Raw genomic sequence first — 25,040 nt, forward strand, 5'->3', positions numbered from 1 at the left:
TTCTGCCTCAATAGTTATTGAGCCGAATAGCGAAAGCAAGCTGTAATGTTCTGTTTTTGCAGTTTTATTTATAAAAATTTAGAAAAACTGCTCAAAAATAGCTAACACTTTGTTTTTTCAGTGAACCTCTATTAGTCTTACTGGGTCAATAAAACAGATACACTGAATAAAACAGGTGGTTGCGCCATGGACATATATCGGAGCTTTTATCAGCCAGACTCAGACATGTCTGAGTTAATGCAGCATATAGAAGTATTACTGACTGAATGGACTGAGCGTATTGCTTTGATTTCATCGCAACAAGGCTTGGTGCTCCAGCATCGCGCCTTGCAGGCCAGCCTGGCGCTGGATCACAATTCTTTGTCTGTGGTGCAGTTACAGGAGCTTGCCGCTGGTAAACGAGTGGTCGCCTTGGTGCAGGACATACGACAGGCCAAAAACGCACTGGCCTTGCTCCAGCAACTGGATAGTCTTAAGCCTTATCAAAGCACCGACTTACGTCGGGCTCATGCTACCTTTATGGCAACTGTTGTTTCTGATGCAGGGCAGTATCGGCAGCAGGGCGCCGGAGTATATGAAGATCATAAGCTGGTGCATATGCCACCTGCACCTTCTAAAGTTGAGGCTTTGGTGGATGAGCTTTTTGCCGGACAGCAGCATGAACAGCTCCATCCGTTGATCTCTTCTTGCCTGATGCATTATCAGCTGGCTTATATTCATCCATTTTCTGATGGCAATGGTCGTTTGTGTCGTTTATGGCAGCAGTTGATTTTAATTCAGTGGCAGCCATCTATGGCTTATCTGCCTTTTACTGCAGTACTGAAAGAAAAAGCGCGTGACTATCAGAAAACCTTACGACAAGCTGCACCTAAATATGATGCAACCAGTTTTATTCTGTTTATGCTGCGCAGTATACAAGAATCTTTGGTGGCTGAATTGCAGCAATTAGGTCAAAGCAGCGCCACTCAGAACGTAGTTCTGCCGGATCAACCGCTAGTGAATTTATCACAGTTTGTGCAGTTAAAAGCGCAAAAAGTGAAAAGTAAAACGCCTGGACCCTGGTATAAAACCGAAGATCAGATTTTGAAAAAACTGAAAAAAGACAACAGATTAAGTGCCAAAACTATTGCCGATGAATTGGGGTTGAGCTCCAGAGCCATAGAAAAACAACTTGCAAAGTTAAAAGCCGAAGGCAAGCTGGTGCGTACTGGTCCTGCCAAAGGCGGGCGCTGGCAGGTTGTGGCCTAAGACACATTTTATTACCAACAAAAACCGGTTTTTACTGCGGCTGATAGCATTTTTTTTACCTCTGGTCGGTTTTGTCATTTGTCAGAAAGGCCGTCTGGGTACACTGCTATTTTTTGGGTGTAGACAGGATGCTCCGGTGCGTAGTTTTTTTCTGGTTTTGTGTGGTTTAGCTGTCAGTCTGAGTGTTTACAGCGCTGATTTAAAGCCGAAATCACAAGCCGACAGTTTGATACTGATCTCTGTTGATGGTTTTGCGCAGCATTATCTGCAGCGCTACAAAGCCCCTGTATTACAGCGGTTGGCACAAGGTGGTGTGACAGCAGTCAGCATGCAGCCGGCATTTCCTACCAAAACTTTCCCGAATCACTACAGCATAGCCACAGGTTTGTATCCGGCTCATCATGGCATAGTTGAAAACAATATTTACGATGCCGATTTTGATGCCGTGTTTCGGCTGAACAAACACGAAGAAGTGAGGAATGGCCGCTGGTGGTTGGGTGAGCCTGTTTGGGTCACCGCGGAGAAGCAGGGCGTAAAAACCGGCACCTATTTTTTCCCCGGATCAGAAGCTGCGATTAAAGGGGTACGGCCTGGCCTGTGGCAGGCTTATGACGGTTCTGTCAGTAATATCGACAGAGTCAAGTCGGTATTGGCCTGGTTGGATTTGCCAGTGGAAAAACGCCCCCGATTTTTGACCTTGTACTTCAGTTCTGTTGATGATGCGGGTCATGCTTATGGACCTGAATCGGAGCATGTCGCAGCTGCTATTGCTGATGTTGATCAGGCGCTTGGGGTGTTAGTTGCCGGACTTGAACAAAGAGGCTTAATGCATTCCACTAATCTGATGCTGGTCTCAGACCATGGTATGGCCAAAGTGCCGGAGCATCAGGTGATTGAATTGGATCAGCTGTTTGATGAAAAGAAGGCTGCTTTGGTGCTGTGGACACCTGAAATAGTATCGATTTTTCCTAAAGCAGGTGAACTGGAGCCAATTTATCGGCAGCTCAAAACCTCGTTGCCACCCCAAGCCACTGTGTATAAGAAGTCGGAGTTACCAAAGCGCTGGCACTATCAAAACAGCAAACGTATTGCGCCTTTGCTGGTTGTTCCTGAACCAGGTTGGCGCTTAATGCAAAAACATAAGCAGCAAGCATGGCTGGAAACACCAGGCCGCAGTGTGGTCACCGGCAGCCACGGTTATGATAATAATAGTCCGGCTATGCAGGCTATTTTTATTGGTCACGGTCCTGCTTTTAGCGCAGGACGTCAAATTCCGACTTTTGCCAATATTGAACTCTATAACCTGATGTGTCGTATTTTAGCTATTCAACCTGCTGCAAATGATGGTGATCCGCACTGGTCAGAGACAGTGTTAAAGGCTGAGTATAGGAAGGTGTTGTCAGCAGACTAAAGTTGTTTGGTCATAAAATGCTTGCAGCCGGTAAAAGGGTAGTTGGGCTGAGTCCACTCGACCTTGTAGCCATGTCGCTGATAAAAAGGCTGGGCCTGAAAATCCAGCGTATCGAGGATTACAAAGCTGCAACCACGTGCCCTTGCTATATTTTCAGCTTCAGCCAATAGGCTTGACCCTACGCCTTTTCCCCGAACTGTTTCATCCAACCACAAAGATTCCAGATAAAACCAATTGCCAAAAGTACGGCCAGCTAAAGCGGCGACAAGTTCACCCTTTTCATTTTCCAGTTTTAATCCCAGTTGCTGTCTCTTTGAAGCGTCCCAGTGCAGCGCATTAAATTCAGCAATTTTTTGTTTGGCCAGATCGGCAAATTCGTGGGTATGAACAGGGGTAAAGATCACAGTTTTATCTCAAAAAGCCGGAAAGCTGCACTATAGCATGATGAGGCAGTGCCTATAAACACTGGCTGCCTGACTGTTTTAGCAACCAGATCAGGATCACTGGCGGTGAGCGTAAGTTGTTTGTCGATGCTATTTACTGGCCAGATGGAGGATGGTTATAGCTACAAAACCGCAGGGCTGGGTGTACAAACACGTTTTGGTTTGGGTGAAACGCATTATGACGCTTACCGGCATAAACTGGAGATGAACCTTGAATGGCAGTATCAATTGGCAGGTGATTTAAGCGAGGATCAGCACGCTTTATCGTTGCAGCTGTCTTATCAGTATTAACAAAAGTTATGACGGACGGTTTTTTTCAGCCAAAAACGAGGGATCATTTAGAAAAACACATGTAGATTCATATTTTTCACTTATGTCACATTAAAGTGATACATGCAGGCGATAATGTATCACTTTAATATTTAAATTGATAAATATGAAACTTGCCGGTAAGATCTATTCCATATCTGGTTTTTAGCTCGCTAGAAATAGCTTGTCATGGTGTGGAAATGCTGCTGGTCGATCTGCTCGCGAATTATCTTTATCTGCTGCGTTATATAGTGGTTGTGCTGATGATATTGCTTCTGGTGTTTGCGCTGGATGATGTCTTTATTGACCTGTATTACTGGGCGCGGCATTGGGGGCGTTATTTTCGTTTTTATCGAAAAACCAAGAAGTTTGACGAGCAGGAACTGTTTCATCTAAAAGAGCATCCCATAGCTATTATGGTGCCGGCCTGGCAAGAGGTTGGGGTGGTTGGCAAGATGGCTGAATTTGCAGCTGCTGAGCTGGACTACGAAAATTACCAGATTTTTGTCGGTACCTATCCGAATGACCCCGCCACTCAGGCTGATGTTGACGCGGCATGCGCCCGTTTTCCTCATGTACACAAGGTGGTATGTGCACGACCAGGTCCCACCAGCAAAGCGGATTGTCTGAACAATATTATTACCTCTATTCTGGATTTTGAGCGCCGCACCCAAGTGAAATTCGCAGGTTTTGTCTTACATGATGCTGAAGATGTGGTGTCGGCTATGGAATTGCGGCTGTTTAATTATCTGTTGCCGAAAAAGGATTTAATCCAACTGCCGGTATACCCTTTTGCTAAAGGTCCTTTTGCTTTTACCTCTGGCCATTATCTGGACGAGTTCTCTGAAAGCCATGGCAAAGATGTTGTCGTACGCGAGTCTATGGTTGGGCAGGTACCAAGCGCTGGAGTAGGAACCTGTTTTAGTCGTCGCGCTATTATCAAATTATCACAAGAAGGGGATGGTTTACCTTTTGACGTGCAGTCTTTAACAGAAGACTACGACATAGGTTTCCGGCTTAAACACTGGGGGATGGAAGAAATTTTTGTTCGCTTCCCAGTGACAGATAATGCGTTGGCCCGCCACGCCGAAACGAGCCGCAGTCGCAGTAAAAGTGATGGTAACGTAGTTTGTGTGCGTGAGTATTTTCCTGAGACCTTTCATACGGCTGTCAGGCAAAAAAGTCGCTGGATCATAGGTATTGTGTTTCAGGGCTTTAAAACCCACCGTTGGGTTGATGACTGGCGGTTAAATTACTTCTTATGGCGTGATCGCAAAGGTGTGATTACCTATTTTGTCAGCTTTATTTCCACCTTGATTTTTGCGCAGTTATGCCTGTTCTGGTTGTACGATCAACTGGTGGCTGATGGCTATCACTTTTTATCTATTTTTGTTGATGACCCTTTGGTTCAAACCTTGCTCGGCCTGAACTTCATCTTTTTTATCAACCGTTTATTTCAGCGTATGGTGTTTGTGCGCCGGTATTACGGCATAGGGCAGGCATTGTTGTCTGTGCCTCGTCAACTGTGGGGCAATGTGATTAACTTTTTCGCCAATGTGCGCGCCTGGAAGCAGGTATTACAACATGGTGATCCGCGTCGTGTCGCCTGGGATAAGACCTCTCATGAATATCCAAGCATCAGTCAGAGCCGCGCGACCCGCTCCATTGGTTCAATTCTGGTTGCGCAAGGGACCTTGTCGCAACAAGAGCTGGATTTTGGTTTAGAGCAGCAACAAAAAGGTGAGAGGCTGGGACAGTCCTTATTAAGATTAGGCATGCTGACCCCCACTCAATTGGGTAAGGCTGTGGCCGAGCAATTGGAATTACCTTATGTTGAAACCGACCCTTTTGCTTTAGATGCAGAGCTTATCAGCCGCTTGCCTGAACGGCTGGCGCTGAAATATATGGTGTTACCAGTCAAACTTCAGAATGGCGTCTTAACCCTAGTGCGGGAAAGCCAACTGTCTCCTGTGGCTTTATCCCAAATTGAACGTCAGACCGGTTTTAAAGTGCAGTTGTGTATTTGTGCTTATGGTGTTGTCAGTTTAGGCGTGCGGCATTGGTACAGACAGGAAGAGAATCTGAACCCGGATCTGTATCTGCAGCAGTGCTTAGCGCAAGGTGTGATCAGCGAATCTGATCTGCTGATCCTGACTCAAAGTTATCTGGCCAGTCAGTTGTCTTTTGGTGACGCTTTAGTACAGGCTGCCTTGTTGGAACCCGCTGTGGTCAATCAGGTGCTGATTAGTTTTGACCATCAGAGTGGTTTGCGTTTAGGTGACTATTTGATCCAGGAGGGCATTGTCACTACAGAAAATCTGGCACAAGTGGTCAAGCTACAACAGCAACGGCGTAAAACCATACAGCAGTTGGTGCAGGAATTAGCCCCTGAATTGATAAATCAACGGCAGGAGGCTGTAGTTTGATACGGATATTGGTTGTATTTCTACTGGTTTTCACTGCGTCTGTTTCTGCTGAAGCGATGACGGATTATCAGAAGTTCCGCACTTACCCTTACATTGAGAAAGCTTACCGTTTACAGCAAAAAGACGATGTAACAGGGGCTATTGCCGAAATCAATAAAGCACTGGCTCTGGTACCTACGCAGCCAGAGTTATTGGCATTGTTGTTTCGTTATCAGATTGAAGCGAAAGATGTTGCCGCTGCTACATCGACATTGCAACAAATCCCTCAGTCAGAGCAGCAGGGTTTATATCCACTTTTGCTTGAGTTGCAATTACAAAAACAGTCGTTACCTGACTTGGCCGGGCTAGATGTGCTCTGGCCTGCGCTCAATGCAAAGGATCAACTGGAGATAGCCAGGCTTGTAAGCTCCAGGCTTATTGCATTAAAACAAGAGCAACAGGCCTACCAGTGGCTGGCAACAAAAAGGCCGCTTCCTGCAGAGGTGCTGAAATTACATGCTGCGTTGGCTGAATCCTTACGTCTGACTGATCAGGTTATTCGTGATTTATCGTCTTTAGAGGACTCCCAGTTATCTGAAGAAGACAAAACCAGGCTGGTGATGGCATTGGTGCAAACAGGGCAGGCCGATCAGGCGTTTTTACTGATTGAGTCAGAGCCAAAATCTGAAGCGGCGCTGATGTATTACCGTCAGTTGTTGCAGCAACAAATCGCTTTGCAGGACTGGACTGCTGCATTGACAAGTTTTGACTTTATAGAAACTTATCATCAGTTAACTCCGGATGAAAAACAGCAAAAGTTACAGTGGGCTCTGTTGCAGAAAAACTGGCAAATGGCTTTTGAGTTAGCCGAGCAGCTGCAACTTAATTGTTGGCAACGTATTGATTTGTATATGCAAGCCGGCGAAGAGCATCAGGCGAAAGCCTTGTTTCTGCAATGCCCATCTGTTGATAACCCTGATAGCTGGCTGGTGTATGCTGAGAAATGGCTGAGTGCTGATGAAATCAGTCAAGAGTATCTGGCTGCTGAGCATTTACAGGCGCAGCAACGCCGTCTGGTCGCACAAAAACGGCTCTCTGCCGGGCAATATCAACAAGTATTGCAACAGCTGTTGGACGATCCAAAACAATCAGCTCAGTACGAGCTGGTATTGGCAAGCGCTCAGGCCTTGCCTGCAGGGCCTGTGAAAATGCAGTCTATGCAGAAGCTGCATCAGTATAAAGCCAGTACGCCTACGCTGGATGAGTTGAGTTACCAGTACATTTTGGCGGGAGAGTCAGACAAGGCGATGCAAATCCTGGCAAAAGCTTTGCCTTTTGATGCTGAATCTCAACAAAAGAGCGTATTGCCAGAGCGGGTATTGGAACTATTAAAACAGCAACACCCCATAGATGCAGTGGTATTAGCAAAAACTGACAGTTGGACTGTGCTGGCTGCTGAGCGCGCTGAACTGTGGCGTCTGACCGGGCGCTGCGATAAAACCCTGACTATTTTGTCGGGCAAAGCCAATACTGCATCGGGCTGGCGTAGCCTGGCGTTATGCCAGGAAGAGCAAAATGCAGAGTTTGCTTTATTGCACTGGCAAAAAGCCTATCAGTTGCAGGGGCAAGACACAGATGTGTTGAATATTGCTTATTTGCAGCAAAAATTAAATGACCCTGCTGCTGCATTTTTATCCTTTACTTCTTTAGATCTCAATGTGTTATCTGATGAAGATAGACAGAACACAGCGCAGCTGGCGCTTGAGTTGGATGAACTGGAAAAAGGCGAGCAGTACTTGTTAGCATCTTGTGCTGATCAGGCCAGCTGGTATCTGGAAGCTGCGGCGTTAAAACGCAAGCAGCAGCAAAATGAAGCCGCTTTGGTCTATCTGAACAAAATAGTCCGGACTGACAAAGAGCAATGGGTCAGATTGCATTTGCAAAAAGCCTGGATTTATCAGGCGATGCACAACTTTCCGGCGGCCGAACAAGCCTGGCGCGCCGCTCTTGCAAAAGCGCCTGAGCAGGCTGAGTTACATGCAGGCTACGGCTACTTGTTGGTGGGCATGAAACGCAACAAAGAAGCTTTGGCACACCTGCGTTATGCCGCAAAACAACCTCAATATGACAACGATGTCGCTATTGCCGGGCAAGTGGCTTATTTATCAGCTGAAGAGCAGGATGCCGAAGACACTTTGTATTGGTTAAAGCAGTCGATTGACCGCCAGCACCAAGCTGAAAAACAAAATGCGCTGAGTAAAACAGAATTGTATCGCTTAAAACGCTACCATCAGACCATAGCTAAAAACTGGCAGCTGACAGCCAGTACTGCGTTACGCCATGGTGCCAGTCTGACGGTGCTTGGCAGTGCTGCACAGCAGGCTCCTGATCTGGATCCCGTGCGTAACGAAGCCTCAGTGCGACTGGAACACTTTACCGATACATTAAAGCGTGACCAGAGTTTGTACCTGCAAGTATCGGCCAATGGCAGTAGTGAGCAGTATTATCGCAACTTTGGCCAGGAGTTTGGTGCGGCCTATAAGCCTCTGAAGCATACCAACTTATGGTTAAGCGCGGCATTGCAACAATACCCTTTAGGTGAGGGAGACTGGCGTGCTCTGGTGCGTTTAACCGGCGATTTTCTGAATCAGGGTAAATGGCAATCTGAATGGCAACCAGAGCAGGACCACTGGCGCGAGCGTAAGTTATTTGTCGACGCTGTCTATTGGCCTGTGGATGGTCAAATTCTGTTGCAGTCTAAGTTTGAACAAGGCAAGGTGGTTCGTTACGACGATAGCCTGTTTCAGGTCACACGTGCTTATGTGTTAAGCCAGCTGGACTACCGAAAACAAAAGGCACTGGATACCAATCTGAATGCTGAAGGCTGGCAGTGGACCACTGGATTGGGCCTGCAGTCACGAATTGGTTTGGGTGAAACGCACTATGATGCTTACCGGCATAAATTGGAGATGAACCTTGAATGGCAGTATCAAATGGCGGGCGATTTAAGCAAGGATCAGCACGCTTTATCTTTGCAGCTGTCTTATCAGTATTAATTTTAGGCCCAGCTAAAGTGTGGGCGGGGATTGTCTTTTATCAGCCCTTATTACGAGACAAGAACGTTAGTACAGAGCAGTGGCTGCAGATCTTAAGTGCAGCGCAACAGCAGGGCATGACGGAGCTTGCGTTGCAGTGGGGGCAACATGGCGAGGTCAAATTCTTTGATCCACTAGGACCTTCTGCTGCGTTATTTTCCGCGGTGCAACAATTAAAGATCCCGCTGTGGCTTGGTTTGTATGCTGACCCTGATTATTTTAAAAAAATAGACAGTGCTGAGGCACAGAAGCAGGCGTATTTTAAACAGCAAATGCTGTTGTCTTTACAAGTGCGGCGCCACTGGCTGAGTTTGTTAAAACAACAGCCACTACTTCAGCTTAAAGGTTGGTATTTACCGATGGAGCTGAACGATACAGATTTTGTATCGGCCTCTTATCTGACCTGGTTAAGCCGAGAACTCAAAGGTTTAAGTGAAGTATTAGATAAACCTGTAGCTATCAGTTTGTATTTTAATGGCAAAGTTCCGGTTAAAAACTGGCTGGCATCAGCTCGTCAGTTGCAAAGTGACAGTTTACAGCTTTGGGTGCAGGATGGAGCCGGTGCTGCTCTGGTTTCAGAACAGAAGCGGCAGGAGTTGTTACAACAACTGCCTTGCACTATACCGCTGATCCGGGAGCAATTTCGGCAAAGCTCCAAACCGGGAGAAGTGTTCCAGGCCCGCGCTTTAACTGAAGCGGAAAAGCAAACACAAGCTGACAGTTGTCATCCTGTGATTTATTTTGAATTGCGTTATATGTCTGCAGCTGCAGGCAAACTTCCTTTAGCAGACCCGCAAGAAACCGTCATAACGCATTGAAGCGTTTAAAATAACAGCAAACAACAGCGCTTTTAAAAAAAGTGCTTGCAAGCAAAGCAGTGGCTGCATAACATAGCGCCCGTTGTGACGACTTCGTTGCAACACAGCAATGCGTCCTTAGCTCAGTTGGTTAGAGCACTACCTTGACATGGTAGGGGTCGGTGGTTCGAGTCCACTAGGACGCACCAATTTTTCCTCACTCGAAGCCCTTGTAAATTAAGCATTTTTTCTCAAAACTCCAATCAAATTTTTCAGGGCAAATACTCTAATATTGTTCATTTGTTGCGTCGGTGACCAAACGGTGACCAAACCGTGACCACGACTTCCAAAAAATCTTCTGACTCTTATGTTTTTCTGACCCCTATACCGATTTCCTTAAAAAGGTAAAATGATTTTGGTCACCGAAAAAAATAGGAAAAACGTCATTTTTACATTTGTAACTTATTGAATTCATTGATTGACCTATAATGGGTAAAATTGCCGTGGTCACCGAAAAAGTTGGGATAAACGTCAAAAATGCTTGTTTATTGAACGGTTGGTCTGTTTTGGGAACTGTCAGGACAGATCTGGATGACATTGAAATTACCCAACTACAGCTGTTCTACCAAATCAGTTCAAAGGCTTTCCAACACCGTCTTGCCAGGTTGCCCCTCTATTGAATACACTTGAACCAAGCGAGCCGTCAGCATGAGCCTTTGTCTTCTGGCAGGAAGGGATAAAGTGATGGGCTGACGGCTTGGCTTCTTGCAACTAGTGAATGCCCTCTCTCGATACCGTCATATCGAATTGTCGCGATGGTTAGTAACGCCTATGATGATAAAGAGTAGTGGATAGAACGATTGTTGGACGATGGATGCGTAGGGTCATGGGGGAGTTGTGAATACTTTAGGAAAAACATCAGATGTTGCAGAAGCATTGGAAAATGAGAGAACCGCTCATGAGTCAATTCTTTGTGGCACAAAAAAGCGGTTTACTGAGGATCAATTGCTTGCAGGGCTTGATCATGCCCCTTTTTATTGCGCACTTCTGGCATCACCCACAGCGAAGGAGTGGGGTAACAGCGAATAACTATGAAGTGTTAGTTGAGACTCCAAGTTTTGATTTGCACAGATAGTGCAGCTAGTAATGCCCACTAATGCCATAGTGTCTTATCCATACAGATAACCTCATCGCTATGTCACATAACTCGGTTTGTAGCTGTTTTTAAGATGAGTCTTTGCTTTCAACCGATAAATCAACATACTATTTCACTCTGCCGCCTTAGGGGCATCCATCAAAAAAACAGTTCTCTGTTCGAAAATATACTCTTTGGATAATTTAAGGGGTAACCATGAAATACAAAGTTGAACTCGACAGCAACAATCAATTACCTCTTCCTGATGACTTTTGTCAGGAACTTAACTTCGCCGTAGGCGACATTTTGCTTTGCGAAAAATTAGATAACACGACAGCAATTTCGCTGCACAAGCACGTAGACCAAACTCTAACCGATGCTGAAATTGCATCTGCAGGAAATTTGACGCGTGTTATTCCACTTGTCACTCAAGACGTCTGTATAGAATAAGGCTCAGTATTCTTCGAAATGTGGCCAATGGTATGCTTATGGCGTTCCCGGCAGAAAATGGATGAACAACTGAGTGACTCATAGTAACGACTGAGTTGGAATAGAAACCCCAAACTAGGGGAAGGTGTTGTCAGGTATTACTGCTTTCTGGTTGCTTTACTGGAACGTGGTAGTTGTACTGTTTATCCTGCTCTGTGTAAAAATTGGCAGTTGTATTTGATAACAGCTTTAGCCAGTAAATGAACTCAACTCAGTTTAATCCGCTCTTGAACTTGAACGCTTGATATAGGCTTGTCTTGCTGCCAATGCTTGTTGTGTCAGCCGCTTTGTATCCACCTTTCTTCGCTTTAACGTCGACTCCAGACACCCTTGCAGGTCTTTTAAAATCTGATGTGGTACAGGCTTTTGCACTGTGAACTGGTAGTTGATCAAAATGAGCACGGCTTTGTGTGCCAGTGTTCTGCTTACCACTTCTACATCATCCAGATAAAGTTTGTCGTCGATGCAGCGGTTGCGGATCAACTCTTGAATGTTGTCGGTCATCGCCATCACGTCTTTGGTTTCAGTGTAATAAAATTGCGGTGAGTAGATCACATCCAGGCACAAACTGGTAGTGTGAATTGAAATTGGGCTAATTGTTTGATTCATGGTCAAGTTTTCCTTTTAGATTTGGTTTTCATTTAATAAGCGTTCCATGGCGCTGCCATCCTGACGAGTCAGGTTAGGAACAAAGCGGCTGTATATTTCAAACAGCATTTTTGTGGTTGAATGGCCCATTTGACGGGCAATCCATTCAGGAGCTTCACCAGCAGCTAACCAAAGCGTTGCAGCGGTATGGCGTGTCTGATAAGGCCGTCTGTAGGTTAGACCTAAGCGCTCTAACAGCGGCTTCCAGATACGGTCACGTACGTTACGATGATCCAGCGGAGTGCCTTTCGAAGTGCAAAACACAAATTCGCTGCGCTTGCCAGAAATGTGCTGTTGTAGTTTTAGCGCCTCATAGACCAGGGACGACATTTGAATTTCGCGGTATGACCCTAATGTTTTTGTGGTTTCCATAAAACCGTTCACATTAGTTTCCCGAACCAAAATGATTCGACGGTCGAAGTCGACATATTTCCATTTCAAGCCATCCGATTCTGAAGTACGCATTCCCGTGAAAAAGCGCACTGTGAAATAAGGTTTAAAGTCCTCACGTACTTCATCGATGATCAGCTTCACTTCTTCCAGCGAAAAGGGCTCCACATCAGTTTTATCAACCCTCAGTGGCTTAATGTTTTCAAACGGCGTACGAAAGCCATGGCGGTCGGCTGCCTCAGCTAAAATCATGCGTAGTGGTGTCATCACATGATTGACAAAATCGGCAGATAACTTTTTGCCATCGTCTTTTTCTTTGCCAAGCCGGGCGCGAAATTTCAGAATGTCAGCCTTGGTTATCAAATTCATCGGGACTGTGCCAAATTCAGGTTTCAGATAGCTTTTTAAAATGAAAGAAATGGTTTGCTGATAGCTATTTTTCCAGCGCACAGCATTTTCTTCATACCACTCATCCGCAAAGCTTTGAAACAAGACATGATCCGTTTTGGCTACACTTGGTTGGTAGTGACTAAAACACTCCGCCTTTCGTTTGGACGCTTCGTCGTCATGTCGCGCAAACTGTTTAGCTTTCGCAGATCCAGGAAAGTAGTCACGGTAGACAAAGCAATCCAGCCGCATATCTCCTTCAATGGTTTTGATTAATTTCTCCAGTTTTCTCCTGTTAGTCGGGTTGTCCTCTAACTCAGTTTGTTCCCTGCAGCGCACATCAAAGTGCCTGAAGTCGACTACCAGCTTGTTATTTCTTACGCCAATACTAGCCATGACAAATTCTCCCGTTAGCCATAGGAATGTAAACCCGATTGCGCACTGCGCTTTGGTACATGGTTTCTTCAATCCTTTCCCAGATGTACAAGATCTTCCTGCCGTTAAATGGTCTGATGTAGTGAACTCCTTCTAAAAACACACTGTCTCTCAGTGACTTGTTGATATAAACTGGGCTAAACTTGATTCGTTCAGCCAGCTCTTTAGCGCTTAACAACGTAGTAGACATAAACACCTCGCTCTTCTGTGGAACATTTGTTCTCAGTAAGAACAATATAAATCATTTCATTTGTTCTGTCAAAGAACATTTGATGTTGTATTTGGCATTTAGTGATGATTATTTTTCGTATAAAAGAACTGGTCGCTGAGAAAGAGCGCAAAGAGTTGAGGAAAATCACCTTGACTGAGGTGTCTGAGACGACGGGTGTAAACAGAACCACATTGTCAAAAATGTTGAACCCGGCTGTTCGTCATTCAACAACAACGTCAGCTATCGAAGCTTTGTGTAAGTACTTTAATTGCCGTGTTGAAGACTTAATGGTGTATGTGCCTGAAGGTGATTGAGGGTAGGGCGCTGTGTACAGTTTTTTTCCGGTGGCTTAGTTTTTAAATTCGGACATCTATTGTGTATACAAAGCCAATATGAGCAGAGGGTGATTGATGCTTGTAGTTAATCTTTCTAAAGCTAAGTCTCAGCTGTCTAGCCTAATTACTGCCATCGAAAACAAGCAACAAGATGAAATTATTATCTTAAAAGATGGCAAGCCGGTGGCAAAGTTAGTAGGTCTCACCACATCTAGCGATACCTTCGCACGCATTGGAATAGCTAAAAACGCCTTTGTCCTGCCCGATACTATCGATGATAAAAATGAAGAAGTTACGGCTTTGTTTTTAGGCGAAGGCTTTTCAAAACCTACAGTTTGACCGTCAGCAAATAGCGCTCTAAATAATCCGTAGTCCACTGTATTCAAAACGTACATGATGTTCTGTCCAGTAATGCGGCGACAGGACAAAGACTGTATGCTGGATCTCATAAGCTTTTGAAGCGTGATAGAGGGATTTAGCATGTGGTTTGATGAATTAACTGGTTGTACAGAAACTACTGCCAATGTCGCCCGGTTGTTGCAATACCGAGACGGTATGCTTCACTGTCAGAGTAATGGTGCTACTTATCAGGTAGGGCAGCTTACAACTCCAAGTCTCGCAGACCTTCGTAAAAAAGTAACTTTTGCGTCTACTGCGAATAGTCAACTTAAGCTATCAGAACGAATTGCTGATGCACAATCTTTGCATCGAGACTCCGCCAATGCGGGGGCTCTATTCCAGGTTGCATCGCAGTTTAATTTACTTGAAATGACATCTCCGGATGTCAGCCCAGAGCAGGGTGTGAGTTGCTATCAGTTCTATAAAACTCAAGGGCCAGCTTGCGCTATCGCCTGCGGTGCTGGAACCATTTATCGCAACTACTTTGTTCAAGTAAATGATAGCAGGGGCCAAACTGCAGAGCGTCAGTTGAATATGGTAAGCGACCTAGGTGATTGTTTGGCCAGCCAAATGAATATGTCGGTATCTGAGTTGTGGCGAATGCGAAATGGTTACCTCGTGCCCAGCACAAAAGGACTGGATGCTATAACGAATTACCTTAACTCTTTGGATGAAAACGCTTTAGATACACTTCGGTCACTACTGAGAATTGGATTACAGTCAAACACTCAGGTTACGTTGCAAGGTTCTGAGCACTGCGTTTCACAAGCCTATTGTTCAGCCTTACCTGTCGCCTACTGCGATTTGCCGATAAAAGTGTGGCAACCTTTTGCGCAGTTAGTGTTAGACGCTGCGTATGAGGCCACCTTTGCTGCGGCAGTCATTAACCACAAAACCACGGGTAACCCTCGTTTGTTCTTAACATTGTTAGGTGGTGGAGTTTTTGGTAACAGAATAGATTGGATTATCAATGCAATACAGCGTTCTTGTATGCTTTATAAGCAAAGTAACCTGGAGGTTTTTATTGTCAGTTATGGCCGTTCAAAACCTGAAGTACGTCAACTTATCAAAAGCTTAGAGCAGCCAGCAACTAACTAGCTTAAAGTGGAAAGTATCAATGAGGTGCCGTCAGCAAATCAAAAGCTATTGGGGCGGACGGTTTATCTAAAGATAATGATGGTGACTGTACGCAAAGTTTACGTGGGTAAATATCCAGTATTTGTTTGACAGATATTCAAGAGTATCTTTTAAAGGCAGTCTTGTAGGTCTGCTAAATCGTTATAAAAAGGAAGTTCAGGGATGGCAGTAAAAGCTCAAGTTTACGATATCAGGGACGTTTGGATGGCATTAAAATTGGCGGGGTACAACCTGCTGTGGACATCGATGATTTGGCTAATTACCTCCTATCTTTTTAATCTTTGGCAGTGGTTTAGTCATGGCGCCATTCTTTTGTTTATTCAAAGTACTTTGATTTACTTTGCCAACAGACGTTACCTTATCAATCTCGAAACGCAAAGTTTTGGTTTTCCAAGGTCGGATATGGAAAACAGCATTTTTGCGATCATCACATTACAACCATACTGGAATTTAATGCGCCGAAAAACAGTACTTTTGGCGGACATCGAAAACATTTATTTGGATACAAAGCGTTGGACCAGTGTTAAAAAAATGAGTAATGGTAATGATGCGAAAGGGAGGCCTAAAACAAAAAATAAAGCTACTCGACAAATTCGCTACACCCTCAATATTGCTGGCCAGTTCGGGTCAGCCAATTTAACTTTTCTAAGCAGGCAGAAACGTGACGAGGTGCGCAATGCGCTTGAACGAAGCATACGCCGAATAATTGGTAAAACAGTTGATGTCAAAGTAGCAGAGTTGTCTTGAGACCACATAATCACTGGTAATATCATGAAATTTATTCGTAATTTGTTTAGTTTGATATTTCTTTTGGTGACCGGTTATTTCTTATTTCCGGTTGCTTATGACTCAGCCATGCTCTTAGCTTACCAACACGGTCATAGTGCGATTGTTCGTGCTCATCTTCGATTTTTGCCAGATGAACGTTACAACATTGAGCTGCAAAACGCACTTAAGGCTGACGATATTGATACGGCAAATCAACTCAGTACCTTGGGGTTTCAGAATAATGTCATGTTTGAACCTGGATTATTAAAAGAGTTGGAAGACAAGAACTCTGCCTGGATGTCAGTTTCGCGAAGTGGCGATGAAATATGGAACGGATTAACGGGTAAGGAAGTAAAAACATTCACGGGTTTGAGTGCTGCTGTAGCTGCAGACCTAACAACTATTTCTGATTTTACGGACTTGTACCAAGAGTTTCAAAATTACCCAGATTACGACAATCTGACCGTTGGTTTGTCATTGCTCGGTATAACTGCCACAGGTATGGCATTTGCCTCTGGCGGTATTTCTGCAGCGAAAACGGTTTCTTTACGGTTAATGGCTAGCAGTATAAAAATGTTTCGCAAAGCGGGGCGATTTTCTAAACAACTAGAGGCTGAGCTAATTGGAAGTATGGGCAAGCTTGTAAACAAAGACGCTGTTAATGAGCTATATCGTAAAACTCAATCTGTTGAACTAAGTCAGCTTAATTCAAAACAAATGAGCGAGATGTCTGTAATTTTAGCTAGGTCAATAGACACAACAGCATTAAGAACATTAAGAACAGCTGCGGATGATTCATTGTTTATCGCGTCCAAAGGCGGCTTAAGTGCTTTATCAAATAGCTTTAAAGCAGCGGATAATTTGCAGGATCTTTCTCGTTTGAAAAAAGTTGCAACATTATCAGGCGATGAATTAGCAGGTATTGTAAAACTTGCTCCTCGCTTGGCTAAGCCTTTATTCAAAGCTATGGACATCATCTATCAGGCCATAGCGTTTTTATTCGGTGCGTTTGTTTGGGTAATTTCAGTGTTGAAATTTATTTATTCTGCTGCCAGATTAGTGTTTTAGGGAAATTGGTTTTAGCAGTCATAACTGCATAAAATTATCGGGAGATGAGAGAGAATCATGGACAGTAATGAGTTCGAAATTGAAGTCATCCCATCACCGAACGATCCTGGTGTAGGTGCTCACGTTGGTGTCAGGATCAGGCATAAAATACTAAATCTAACAGCGGAAAGCACATCAAAGCGTACTCAATACACTAACAAGTTGAATGCGATTGAGATGCTGAAAATGCAGCTGGTGGCGGCTGAAACTGTTCGATTAGTCCCACCTACAACTTGAACTGTCAGCTAAAGCAACAGCCAGCTCAGAATCGTTTGTCTTGTATGGTTTATCAACGCACAAAAATATCTTTTCTGTTCAGAGCTTTACGTCCGGCTTAAGCTAGCTAAAATGATAAATAGCGAGAGGAGTAAAGCTATGGATCTTGACGTTACCCTGCTTGAGCAGCAGAGCTTAGAAGCACTGCTACATAACTACCGACAATTAGAACAGCTAAACGGATCTATGACTTTCCTAGCCGAAGCTGATTCCACCATACTTACTGCAACAGCCTGGCATTTTACAGAGTCAGAAAACTTACTTCTAAAGCAAAAGGGCATCAAAGCCGCTATTTTGGAGTTGCTTGATACCTTAGTTGAACAACGAAAGCAGCATCGGATCCGCCCAAATAGGGAAGGTAGATTGCATGTTAAAAACGGTGTAGTGGCAATTGAATGGCTAACAGAGGGGACAGTGCTACTATCAGCCTATGAGCATACGGGGTAAGGTTAAGGGGAAAGGCATCGAAGCCACTTAAAATAAGTGTGTATCGCTGCTATCTCTGCACAGTTACCCGCTATAACGTCGAGCAGCATGGTTTTAGAGTTTTTGCCCCTCAATCAACAGGCACTACACTTGAATAACAAGAATAAACAAAATATTCGCCAATAGTGCCATCTACAACAAGCGCATAACCCTTTAAAACTTGATTGTGTTTGCCATAAGTTCGCCATTCAGCCTCAAATCTGTGAATGTCGGCATTTTCCGGTAATGCATTGTTAAACTGCAGCCAGGACTGGTGCAAATGGCCAAAGGGAAGCTCAGGCGCCGCCTGCAATGGGTCTTTGATACGGTGGTGCTGTTCTATTTCACTTAGGCTCATGGCTTCCAGTAAATGTTCGGGCCTTACTGAGCGCAGCAGTTCGATATTCTGTTCTGAAGTTTGGCTTTTACTTACTAAGTGATTGACTCGAAATAGATAAAGCGACAGTGGCCATAAAAATACACAGAAGACCGCAAGTAGGGAGAAGGCCATAACATCAAATGTTGATAGGCTTTTAGCCACGTGATTAGCTCGTTGTTCTTTTAGATTTTGTCGCCGTGTCCATTCCCAAAGTACCAGAACGATAAACCCAATCGCAATGTAAAATAGCAGTACCAAGTTCCATATATTCAACGTCTTGTATCCCTATGCAACGCCTCTTCTATGCTCTTTTCATCCGAGCTTACCTCTTGAGTTTCATTGCTAATAACGCATAGTCGTTTTACGCGCCCTTCATCAATCAAAATCATTAAATCGTAAGCATATAGGCTGCCAAAACCAGAATGTTTGTACTCCAGCATTCGTCCTCTGGGTATTCGAAGTGTACCTGTGTACCAATGTGCAAAAACTAAGTCTGGAAAGCCCGGAAAAATCATCTCAAGTCGCAATGGTTCGCCACTGTTTAGTTCGCCATGCAGAGACGAGAGATACAACCGATGGTCAATAATCTTCCAATGCCCAATATAGCCACGGTGCAAAGCGGTACTGTTTCTCGCAAACTCAATATCTACAGGTGTTCGCACCAATCGAAAATAGTCAGACAATGGACACGTGGCCATGGGTAAATCAAAGCCCAGATAGCTCAGTTTTTCAGAACATTGTGCCGTCATATCAAGTTTACTAACTGAATGCGTGCAGCGACCAAAGAGTTATTTTTAAAAACTAAGCGATGGTTATTGTGCAGTAAACCACTAAAACGCATGCTTTTTTACCTCATCCAAATTAGCCACTGTGATTTGTTGCGCTTCTGGCCTGGCTTCAATTTTGTTTAGGTCTAAATTCAGTGCCTGCACAGCGTAGGGGATGAGTGCCGAACGCACTGAGATCACGCGTTTGCCATCTACCATGTTGTAGTCGTGTTCAATAATGGCCTTTTGGTAGTCACTCAGGCGGGAATCTGGCACCAGTACTATGCTTACCTTTTGTTGCCAGCGTTGGTCTTGCTCTTTGGAATAGGGGCTGACGCCTTCAATGCTGTTAATGCCTCGAAACCGGCTTAAAACAAAATCTCTGAATTCCCGGTTTTTCTCACAGTAGGCCCTGACGTGCCAACGTAATGGTGTGCATACCAGCGTGTGCGGTGCGATGATCCGGCTTTCTTCATCCGGTGAAGTCATGGACACATAACCCATATCTACTTTTTTGCCTTCTCTGGCGGCTTGCACCAGGCCACGCAAAATTTCCGGATCCACTTGTCTCAGCGGTGGTTGCAGCATCTCGGTGTGAGGAAACCCCAAATCCAGCGTAGTAAAGGTATGAGAAAAATCTCTGTTACTGGCCAGCGCATGCAAATATTCTTCAGATAAACCTTTGGTTAAACGAGGTGTAAAATTTGCAGTCGGGCGATAGCCTTTTAATTTGCTATCGTAATCCAGATTCCCCGGCGCAATCTCGGCCAGGTATTTATTAATGTCTTTGGATGCCTGCTGGCGCGCTATACCAAAACTATTACACAGATGGTTGGTGGTTAAGCGGCCTTCCCACAATGCAATGATCTCAATCAGCCGGTAACGCATCAATACTTCCCAGCCAAATGGCAAGGCGGAGTTGTTTTCTGCTTCCATGGTAAAAATCCTTTTCTTATGATCTGTCTATTTTCGATACGCATTTTGAACGCAGATACGGTTAGATCAGGTTGCCTTACTCATCCGGATCTTTTTATCTTTATTTATCTACTCTATGGTTTTTTACAGTTCCAAACCGAGTTTGGCAAGTCGGTTTTTTTCGCTGTTGAGCCACACTTCCACCTTTGAGACATCCACAGAATGTTTGCGCCCCAAGATTAAATAACGATGTGCAAGACCAAGCAAATCATCATAGTTCCATGATCTACCTGAATGGATCAGGACGAGTTCTCTTGTTTCGTCTTTAATGAGCCCTTTAAGAGCAGTCATGTCTGCTGTAAGGGTAATTAATTCCTCCAACTCAGCTTTTTTCTTCTTTAAATCGATCGCTTTTACAAGTTTTAAATTGGCCACAGGTCGTCCTTATGTTCAGTGAGTGAAATGTCCTTTTGATTTTCGCAAAGGTTAGAACGAGCTAACTGGGTTGGTCAATTGAGTAAAATCTCGTCTGTACAAAAACAATACATGAGTAAATGTACAGCTGTAGCAATTATCGCCAAAGCCTATAGCATCTGTATTCACGGATGACATGTCACCTGATGGATAAGGTGAAGCAGGGATGTTGTAACGGATAGCCATGACGGCAATGGCAGGGACGCCACTTTCTGAGCTCTATGCTGAGTGAAGACAACGTAACTTAAAGGAGAATATCGAGATGCATAGCAATTTTGACTTTGTACAAGAGACCCATCCACACTTCTTTGAGTTGCTGTCGTCGGCAGAGCGCTTTATTGGCGATGATGCCTGCTGCTTTTTGTTAAAGATTCGGTTGGCATTGGAATTGTGGTGTTATGAGTTTGCCGATCTAAAATCAGTGCAACTTTGTGTAGAGAGCACGCTGGCGGAAAAAATAGATACCTTGCAGTCTGCATCTGTGTTACCAGAGCAGCTGGTCAGCGATTTAAAACTGTTACGCCGCTTATGTAATGAAGGCGTACATATTCGGGAGAATAACAGAGGCCAGCGCATGGTGTTTAACGACCTGAGCAAAGCCCAAATGACACAGGCGTTAAAGTGTCTGTTTGAATTGATGGTTTATGTGGTCCGCTTCCAAAATAGCGATGCCCAAATTCCCGCGTGGCGGATTTACCCAAGTATCAACTTCACCAGCTTGCTTCATAAAGCCAGCAAGGGTGACGGCGATGCTTGCGCTGATATTGCTGACTACCTGTTCAAGGCAGAAGCTGAAAACGTCCATCACTTTAGCCATTTTAAAAGTGAAGATGTCAGTTACTGGCTGCGTAAAGGCTTAAAACACCAAAGTGTAAAAGCGGCCACATTAATGGCAAGCCTAGTGCTCGATCATAAAAGAAGCCTATTCAGCCTGGATGAGGTGCAAAACGCATTGCGCTCACTTAAAGCAGGCTCGTCCGATCAACAACTGAATCATCTTGCCGGCACTATTTCTGAGCGAAAAGGCCAAATGCTTCAGGCCATCAAGCATTATCAAAAGGCGGCAGAGCAGGGCTGTCATCACTCCATCAAACGATTAGTAGAGCATTTCGCCTATAAAGATGATGCCGCCTTTGGTGAGTTGATAGCACAGGGTGTAAAGCATCGTGAGCCCATCAGTACAGTGGTTGATTTAGTATCTGCACTCGCAACACCAGAAAAAGCGAAAGCAAAATCATTCAAAAGCGCAATCATCAGCGCAAAGGCAACGTCCTTGCCTGGTTTTGGTTTTGTCGAAGGTTTGTGTTTTTTCAACGGCTTCGCTGGTTATACACAAGACAGTGAAAAAGCAGCTGAGCTGATGCTCAGCCACTATAAAAAATTGCCAGATTTTATCGAACCCGCAGTGCTTACTTTTTATGTGTTATTGCAAGCGGGCAAAAAGAGCCAGTCGGTTAACGTGGCAAAAGACGCCATGCGCCAGCTTAGCAAAGCCAATAAGATAACAGAGCTTGCGCGGCTGGAACTGGATTTAGCCTTTGTACTCATTGAGCTTTGTTGCAGCCAGCATCACGTCGCGTTCGATCAAACACCCAAAAGTCTGCTGCAAAGTGCGGCTAAAAAAGGTTTATCGGAAGCTATTAGCTTTTTGGCGCAAACCCAGTCCAGGCATTTACCAAAAAATACCAGAGCCACCTCAAAACTGCAGTCGGCCAATGGGAATTGGGCAAGTCGGTTGGTCACAAAAAGCTGCTCGTCTCAACGCGCAGCCGCATAAAGTTTAAAAAGCTTGTTTCATCCTGAGGGAATTGTTAGTGTGCTAAAAGCTCCCTTGGCAGTTGGTAACGTACTGTTAAATAATAAGGATTTTTATGGAAGCAAATTATTACATGGTCGTTGTAGCAGCTAGTTTGCTGTCTTCTGCTGTTGCATATTTACTCGGCAACCGCTCTGCTAAACAGGCAGTGACAGAGTTGGAACTCGCCAAACAAGAGTTGCTAAAAATCAATGAATTGTTGATCGCAGGCCAGAATGCGAAGGCAGTTTTGCAAACTGAGGTTCAACACGCTCAGTTGCAATTCGCCCGTACCGAAGCTGATAAGCAGGGCGTCACTGCGGCGAATCAGCTGTTGTCCAAAGAGTTAGCTGACGTAAAACAAAGTGCTGAGCTATTCCGTTCAGAAACCCAAAAAGCAAAAGAACAAAGCGCCGCCGCCCAGTCTGAATTGGCTGGTAGCGTAGCGCAGCAGCACGACTTAAAAAGCCGCTTTGATAGTGCTGCAAAAGAGTTGTCAGAGCTTCGAAGCAAAAACACCAGCCTGCACGCCGAACTCAGCGAAACCAAATCCTCTCTGGATAGCCTTGGTAAACAAAACGCGCAATTAGAACAGCGTTTGCATGTAGTGCTTGCAGAAAAACAAGAACTACAGCAACAACACACCCAGCTCACCCGTGACAGTTCAGAGGCAAAGGCGCAGTTGGAAAGCCAGCGTATGCAGAACCGTGATTTGAACTCTCGTCTCGAGCAATCACAAACTGAACACAGCACACTTAGAACTAGCTATCAGCAACTGACTGAAACCTATACTCAGCTTAAAACCAGCTTGCAAGAAAAAGAGCTGCATTTTTCCGAGCAGCTGAAATTGCTGCAAGACAGCAAATTGGAGCTGAAAAAAGAATTTGAGCACCTGGCCAACGACATTCTGGAGAAAAAAGGCACTGCTTTTAAAGAAATGAACCGGGAAAGCATGGCATCCATTCTTAGCCCTATTCATGAAGAACTAAAAGGCTTTAAAACCAAGGTTGAAGATATTCACAATCAGGAAACAGAGCAGAGGGTGAAGTTACGCACCGAACTGGAAAACCTGCAAAAGCTGAATATGCAAATCACCGATCAGGCCGAAAAACTGACCAAGGCGCTCAAAGGCGAGAAAAAAGTGCAGGGCAATTGGGGTGAACTGATGCTGGAAAACGTGCTGGAAAGTTCAGGCTTGCGCTTGGGCAGCGATTACCAGCGCGAAGTCAGCTTTGGTACCGAAGAGGGCACATTCAGGCCCGACGCCATTATCTATCTGCCGCAAAACAAACACTTAGTTATTGATGCCAAAACTTCACTGAATGCCTATACCCGCTTTGTGAATGCCGAAGATGAAATTGAGCGTAAAACCGCACTCAAAGAACATGCCCAAGCGGTAAAGGCCCGTATTTCTGAACTGGCCAACAAAGAATACACCCGCTTGCCGACCATTAACTCGCCGGAAGTGGTGATTATGTTTATCCCTATTGAATCCGCTTATGTCGAAGCGCTGCGTGAAGACGAAAGCATTTTTCAAAAGGCGATAGAGCAAAAAGTACTGGTGGCCACACCAACCACCTTGCTCACCAGCTTAAACATAGTCCGCCAGTTATGGCGCTTCGAAGAGCAAAACAAACATACCGCCGCACTGGCGGAGCGGGCAGAGCGTTTCTATAAAAAACTCAATAGCTTTTTAGAGAGCATGCAAGCCGTAGGCAACCAGTTAGACAAAGCCAAAACCACCTACAACAAAGCTTTCAGCCAGCTCTACACAGGCCCGGGCAACTTAATATTGCAAGCATCGCAATTTAAAGAGCTGGGCGTATCAGTGCAAAAAGAGCTGCCAGCTGAGTTGGTGAATGTTGCGAAGTTGGAGCTTATTTCCGATGTTTCGATTGATAGATCAGAAGGATGAAATTTGTGTCGGATTCTTCATTAAAATTTGATGTCCGTGAACCGGGAGTTTCACTGGATAAAGATGTGATCCTTCCTCAGCATACTCGCCTCATGTTTGATGAAGCTATTGGAGCGTTAAAACATCATAAAACTATCTATACCGACTGGGGGTTTGGAGCAGTCGATCCTCAAGGTCGTAATATGGTGTTGAACTTCTATGGGCCTCCTGGTACCGGTAAAACGCTAGCAGCAGAGGCATTGGCTGGAATTCTGCAAAGAAAGTTTATCCATATTGGTATATCCGAATTAGAAAGTAAGTACGTAGGCGAAACAGCTAAGAATATTACTGCAGCCTTTCAGGAGGCTGCTTTGTCTGGTGCATTATTGTTCTTTGATGAAGCTGATACTTTGTTAGGTGCTAGGTTATCGTCTGTAACTCAAGGTATTGATAACGAAATAAATGCGATGCGTTCAACTCTGCTCATCGAACTAGAGCGCTTTGACGGTATTGTTGTATTTGCTACTAATTTCGCAAGAAATTATGACGCGGCATTTGTGAGTCGAATCAGATATCACGTCGAATTTTCACTTCCTGATTTGGCTGGACGTACAGCACTTTTTGAAAAAATGCTGGTGTCGGGCATACCTACAGAAGAAACACGTCAAAACCTCATCGAAAAGAGTGCTGAACTATCAGTAGGGTTATCTGGTAGAGAAATTCGTACAGTTCTTCGTACGGCATTACCTAAAGCATTGATCAATGGTGTGGAAGGTGCAGCGCTAAAATGGGAACATTTAAGTGCTGCCATTCAAGCAATAAATAAATCCAAAAAAGATGTGGGAACACCAGTCTCATCTGGTTCGTTATCTTCGAATATAACTTTAAGCCAAAAAATGCTTGGCGTTGAAAATAAATAAGGGAGT

General features: G+C 44.7%; 25 protein-coding genes and 1 tRNA gene. 18 read left to right on the forward strand and 8 right to left on the reverse strand.

Features of this window, described 5'->3' with window-relative positions; translation table 11 throughout:
• Positions 1 to 186: 186 nt before the first annotated feature.
• Together OM978_RS09800 and OM978_RS09805 are read left to right on the forward strand one after the other, a co-directional pair.
• Positions 187 to 1,248 (forward strand): Fic family protein, encoded by a 1,062-nt coding sequence (locus OM978_RS09800; protein ID WP_264346701.1) that lies wholly within the window; start codon positions 187 to 189, stop codon positions 1,246 to 1,248.
• 136 nt (positions 1,249 to 1,384) lie between these two features.
• Entirely contained in the window at positions 1,385 to 2,659 is a 1,275-nt protein-coding gene (locus OM978_RS09805; protein WP_264346702.1) for an ectonucleotide pyrophosphatase/phosphodiesterase, read from the forward strand.
• Here the strand turns inward: OM978_RS09805 and OM978_RS09810 are convergent.
• Positions 2,656 to 3,063, reverse strand: coding sequence for a GNAT family N-acetyltransferase (locus OM978_RS09810; RefSeq protein WP_264346703.1), 408 nt, complete (start codon positions 3,061 to 3,063; stop codon positions 2,656 to 2,658). The genes OM978_RS09805 and OM978_RS09810 overlap by 4 nt on opposite strands.
• Positions 3,064 to 3,168: 105 nt before the next feature.
• On the opposite strand from OM978_RS09810, the gene OM978_RS09815 reads away from it, so the two are divergent.
• The 7 genes from OM978_RS09815 (at position 3,169) to OM978_RS09845 (ending at position 11,293) form a co-directional block, all read left to right on the forward strand.
• Positions 3,169 to 3,393 (forward strand): bacteriophage N4 adsorption protein A, encoded by a 225-nt coding sequence (locus OM978_RS09815; protein ID WP_264346704.1) that lies wholly within the window; start codon positions 3,169 to 3,171, stop codon positions 3,391 to 3,393.
• Between the two features lie 218 nt (positions 3,394 to 3,611).
• On the forward strand, positions 3,612 to 5,837 hold the full coding sequence (locus OM978_RS09820) for a glycosyl transferase family protein (protein ID WP_264346705.1): 2,226 nt from the start codon (positions 3,612 to 3,614) through the stop codon (positions 5,835 to 5,837).
• The gene (locus OM978_RS09825) at positions 5,834 to 8,872 is read left to right on the forward strand and encodes an NfrA family protein (RefSeq protein ID WP_264346706.1); all 3,039 of its coding nucleotides are present in this window, start codon (positions 5,834 to 5,836) and stop codon (positions 8,870 to 8,872) included. The genes OM978_RS09820 and OM978_RS09825 overlap by 4 nt, the downstream gene beginning before the upstream one ends.
• Before the next feature lie 17 nt (positions 8,873 to 8,889).
• The gene (locus tag OM978_RS09830) at positions 8,890 to 9,729 is read left to right on the forward strand and encodes a DUF4434 domain-containing protein (protein ID WP_264346707.1); all 840 of its coding nucleotides are present in this window, start codon (positions 8,890 to 8,892) and stop codon (positions 9,727 to 9,729) included.
• 111 nt (positions 9,730 to 9,840) lie between these two features.
• Positions 9,841 to 9,917, forward strand: a tRNA-Val gene (locus OM978_RS09835).
• A gap of 688 nt (positions 9,918 to 10,605) precedes the next feature.
• Positions 10,606 to 10,797: a hypothetical protein gene (locus OM978_RS09840; RefSeq protein ID WP_264346708.1), complete on the forward strand. Its 192-nt coding sequence runs from the start codon at positions 10,606 to 10,608 to the stop codon at positions 10,795 to 10,797.
• Positions 10,798 to 11,059: 262 nt separating this feature from the next.
• On the forward strand, positions 11,060 to 11,293 hold the full coding sequence (locus OM978_RS09845) for a hypothetical protein (RefSeq protein ID WP_264346709.1): 234 nt from the start codon (positions 11,060 to 11,062) through the stop codon (positions 11,291 to 11,293).
• Positions 11,294 to 11,548: 255 nt separating this feature from the next.
• Here OM978_RS09845 and OM978_RS09850 read toward each other — a convergent pair whose 3' ends face one another.
• The 3 genes from OM978_RS09850 to OM978_RS09860 are packed head-to-tail and all read right to left on the reverse strand — an operon-like array spanning position 11,549 to position 13,382.
• Entirely contained in the window at positions 11,549 to 11,941 is a 393-nt protein-coding gene (locus tag OM978_RS09850) for a hypothetical protein (protein ID WP_264346710.1), read from the reverse strand.
• Between the two features lie 15 nt (positions 11,942 to 11,956).
• Positions 11,957 to 13,225, reverse strand: a complete 1,269-nt coding sequence (locus OM978_RS09855; RefSeq protein WP_264346711.1) for a site-specific integrase — start codon at positions 13,223 to 13,225, stop codon at positions 11,957 to 11,959.
• Positions 13,146 to 13,382 carry a hypothetical protein gene (locus OM978_RS09860; protein ID WP_264346712.1) on the reverse strand — a complete coding sequence of 79 codons (237 nt, stop codon included), beginning with the start codon at positions 13,380 to 13,382 and terminating at the stop codon, positions 13,146 to 13,148. Before OM978_RS09860 ends, OM978_RS09855 begins: the two co-directional genes overlap by 80 nt.
• A gap of 104 nt (positions 13,383 to 13,486) precedes the next feature.
• Between OM978_RS09860 and OM978_RS09865 the strand changes: the two genes are divergently transcribed.
• From OM978_RS09865 to OM978_RS09890, 6 genes are all read left to right on the forward strand, one after another.
• Positions 13,487 to 13,717 carry a helix-turn-helix domain-containing protein gene (locus OM978_RS09865; RefSeq protein WP_264346713.1) on the forward strand — a complete coding sequence of 77 codons (231 nt, stop codon included), beginning with the start codon at positions 13,487 to 13,489 and terminating at the stop codon, positions 13,715 to 13,717.
• Between the two features lie 96 nt (positions 13,718 to 13,813).
• Positions 13,814 to 14,077 (forward strand): type II toxin-antitoxin system Phd/YefM family antitoxin, encoded by a 264-nt coding sequence (locus OM978_RS09870; RefSeq protein ID WP_264346714.1) that lies wholly within the window; start codon positions 13,814 to 13,816, stop codon positions 14,075 to 14,077.
• Positions 14,078 to 14,218: 141 nt separating this feature from the next.
• Positions 14,219 to 15,235: a hypothetical protein gene (locus OM978_RS09875; RefSeq protein ID WP_264346715.1), complete on the forward strand. Its 1,017-nt coding sequence runs from the start codon at positions 14,219 to 14,221 to the stop codon at positions 15,233 to 15,235.
• A gap of 201 nt (positions 15,236 to 15,436) precedes the next feature.
• On the forward strand, positions 15,437 to 16,021 hold the full coding sequence (locus OM978_RS09880; RefSeq protein WP_264346716.1) for a hypothetical protein: 585 nt from the start codon (positions 15,437 to 15,439) through the stop codon (positions 16,019 to 16,021).
• Positions 16,022 to 16,045: 24 nt separating this feature from the next.
• The gene (locus tag OM978_RS09885) at positions 16,046 to 17,110 is read left to right on the forward strand and encodes a hypothetical protein (RefSeq protein WP_264346717.1); all 1,065 of its coding nucleotides are present in this window, start codon (positions 16,046 to 16,048) and stop codon (positions 17,108 to 17,110) included.
• Positions 17,111 to 17,524: 414 nt separating this feature from the next.
• Positions 17,525 to 17,872, forward strand: coding sequence for a hypothetical protein (locus OM978_RS09890; protein ID WP_264346718.1), 348 nt, complete (start codon positions 17,525 to 17,527; stop codon positions 17,870 to 17,872).
• A 109-nt stretch (positions 17,873 to 17,981) separates the two neighbouring features.
• Here OM978_RS09890 and OM978_RS09895 read toward each other — a convergent pair whose 3' ends face one another.
• From OM978_RS09895 to OM978_RS09910, 4 genes are all read right to left on the reverse strand, one after another.
• Positions 17,982 to 18,542, reverse strand: a complete 561-nt coding sequence (locus OM978_RS09895) for a hypothetical protein (RefSeq protein WP_264346719.1) — start codon at positions 18,540 to 18,542, stop codon at positions 17,982 to 17,984.
• Positions 18,539 to 19,018 (reverse strand): hypothetical protein, encoded by a 480-nt coding sequence (locus OM978_RS09900; protein WP_264346720.1) that lies wholly within the window; start codon positions 19,016 to 19,018, stop codon positions 18,539 to 18,541. Before OM978_RS09900 ends, OM978_RS09895 begins: the two co-directional genes overlap by 4 nt.
• Before the next feature lie 81 nt (positions 19,019 to 19,099).
• Positions 19,100 to 19,972: a WYL domain-containing protein gene (locus tag OM978_RS09905; protein WP_264346721.1), complete on the reverse strand. Its 873-nt coding sequence runs from the start codon at positions 19,970 to 19,972 to the stop codon at positions 19,100 to 19,102.
• Positions 19,973 to 20,095: 123 nt separating this feature from the next.
• Positions 20,096 to 20,386 (reverse strand): hypothetical protein, encoded by a 291-nt coding sequence (locus OM978_RS09910; protein WP_264346722.1) that lies wholly within the window; start codon positions 20,384 to 20,386, stop codon positions 20,096 to 20,098.
• Between the two features lie 301 nt (positions 20,387 to 20,687).
• On the opposite strand from OM978_RS09910, the gene OM978_RS09915 reads away from it, so the two are divergent.
• From OM978_RS09915 to OM978_RS09925, 3 genes are all read left to right on the forward strand, one after another.
• On the forward strand, positions 20,688 to 22,202 hold the full coding sequence (locus OM978_RS09915) for a DUF4145 domain-containing protein (protein ID WP_264346723.1): 1,515 nt from the start codon (positions 20,688 to 20,690) through the stop codon (positions 22,200 to 22,202).
• 94 nt (positions 22,203 to 22,296) lie between these two features.
• A complete protein-coding gene (gene rmuC / locus OM978_RS09920) occupies positions 22,297 to 24,135 on the forward strand; it encodes a DNA recombination protein RmuC (RefSeq protein ID WP_264346724.1) in 1,839 nt (612 codons plus the stop codon).
• Between the two features lie 5 nt (positions 24,136 to 24,140).
• Entirely contained in the window at positions 24,141 to 25,034 is an 894-nt protein-coding gene (locus OM978_RS09925; protein WP_264346725.1) for an ATP-binding protein, read from the forward strand.
• Positions 25,035 to 25,040: the final 6 nt, after the last annotated feature.

The sequence above is a fragment of the Rheinheimera sp. MM224 genome, from assembly GCF_947090785.1.
In the GTDB taxonomy this organism is placed as follows: Bacteria; Pseudomonadota; Gammaproteobacteria; order Enterobacterales; family Alteromonadaceae; genus Pararheinheimera.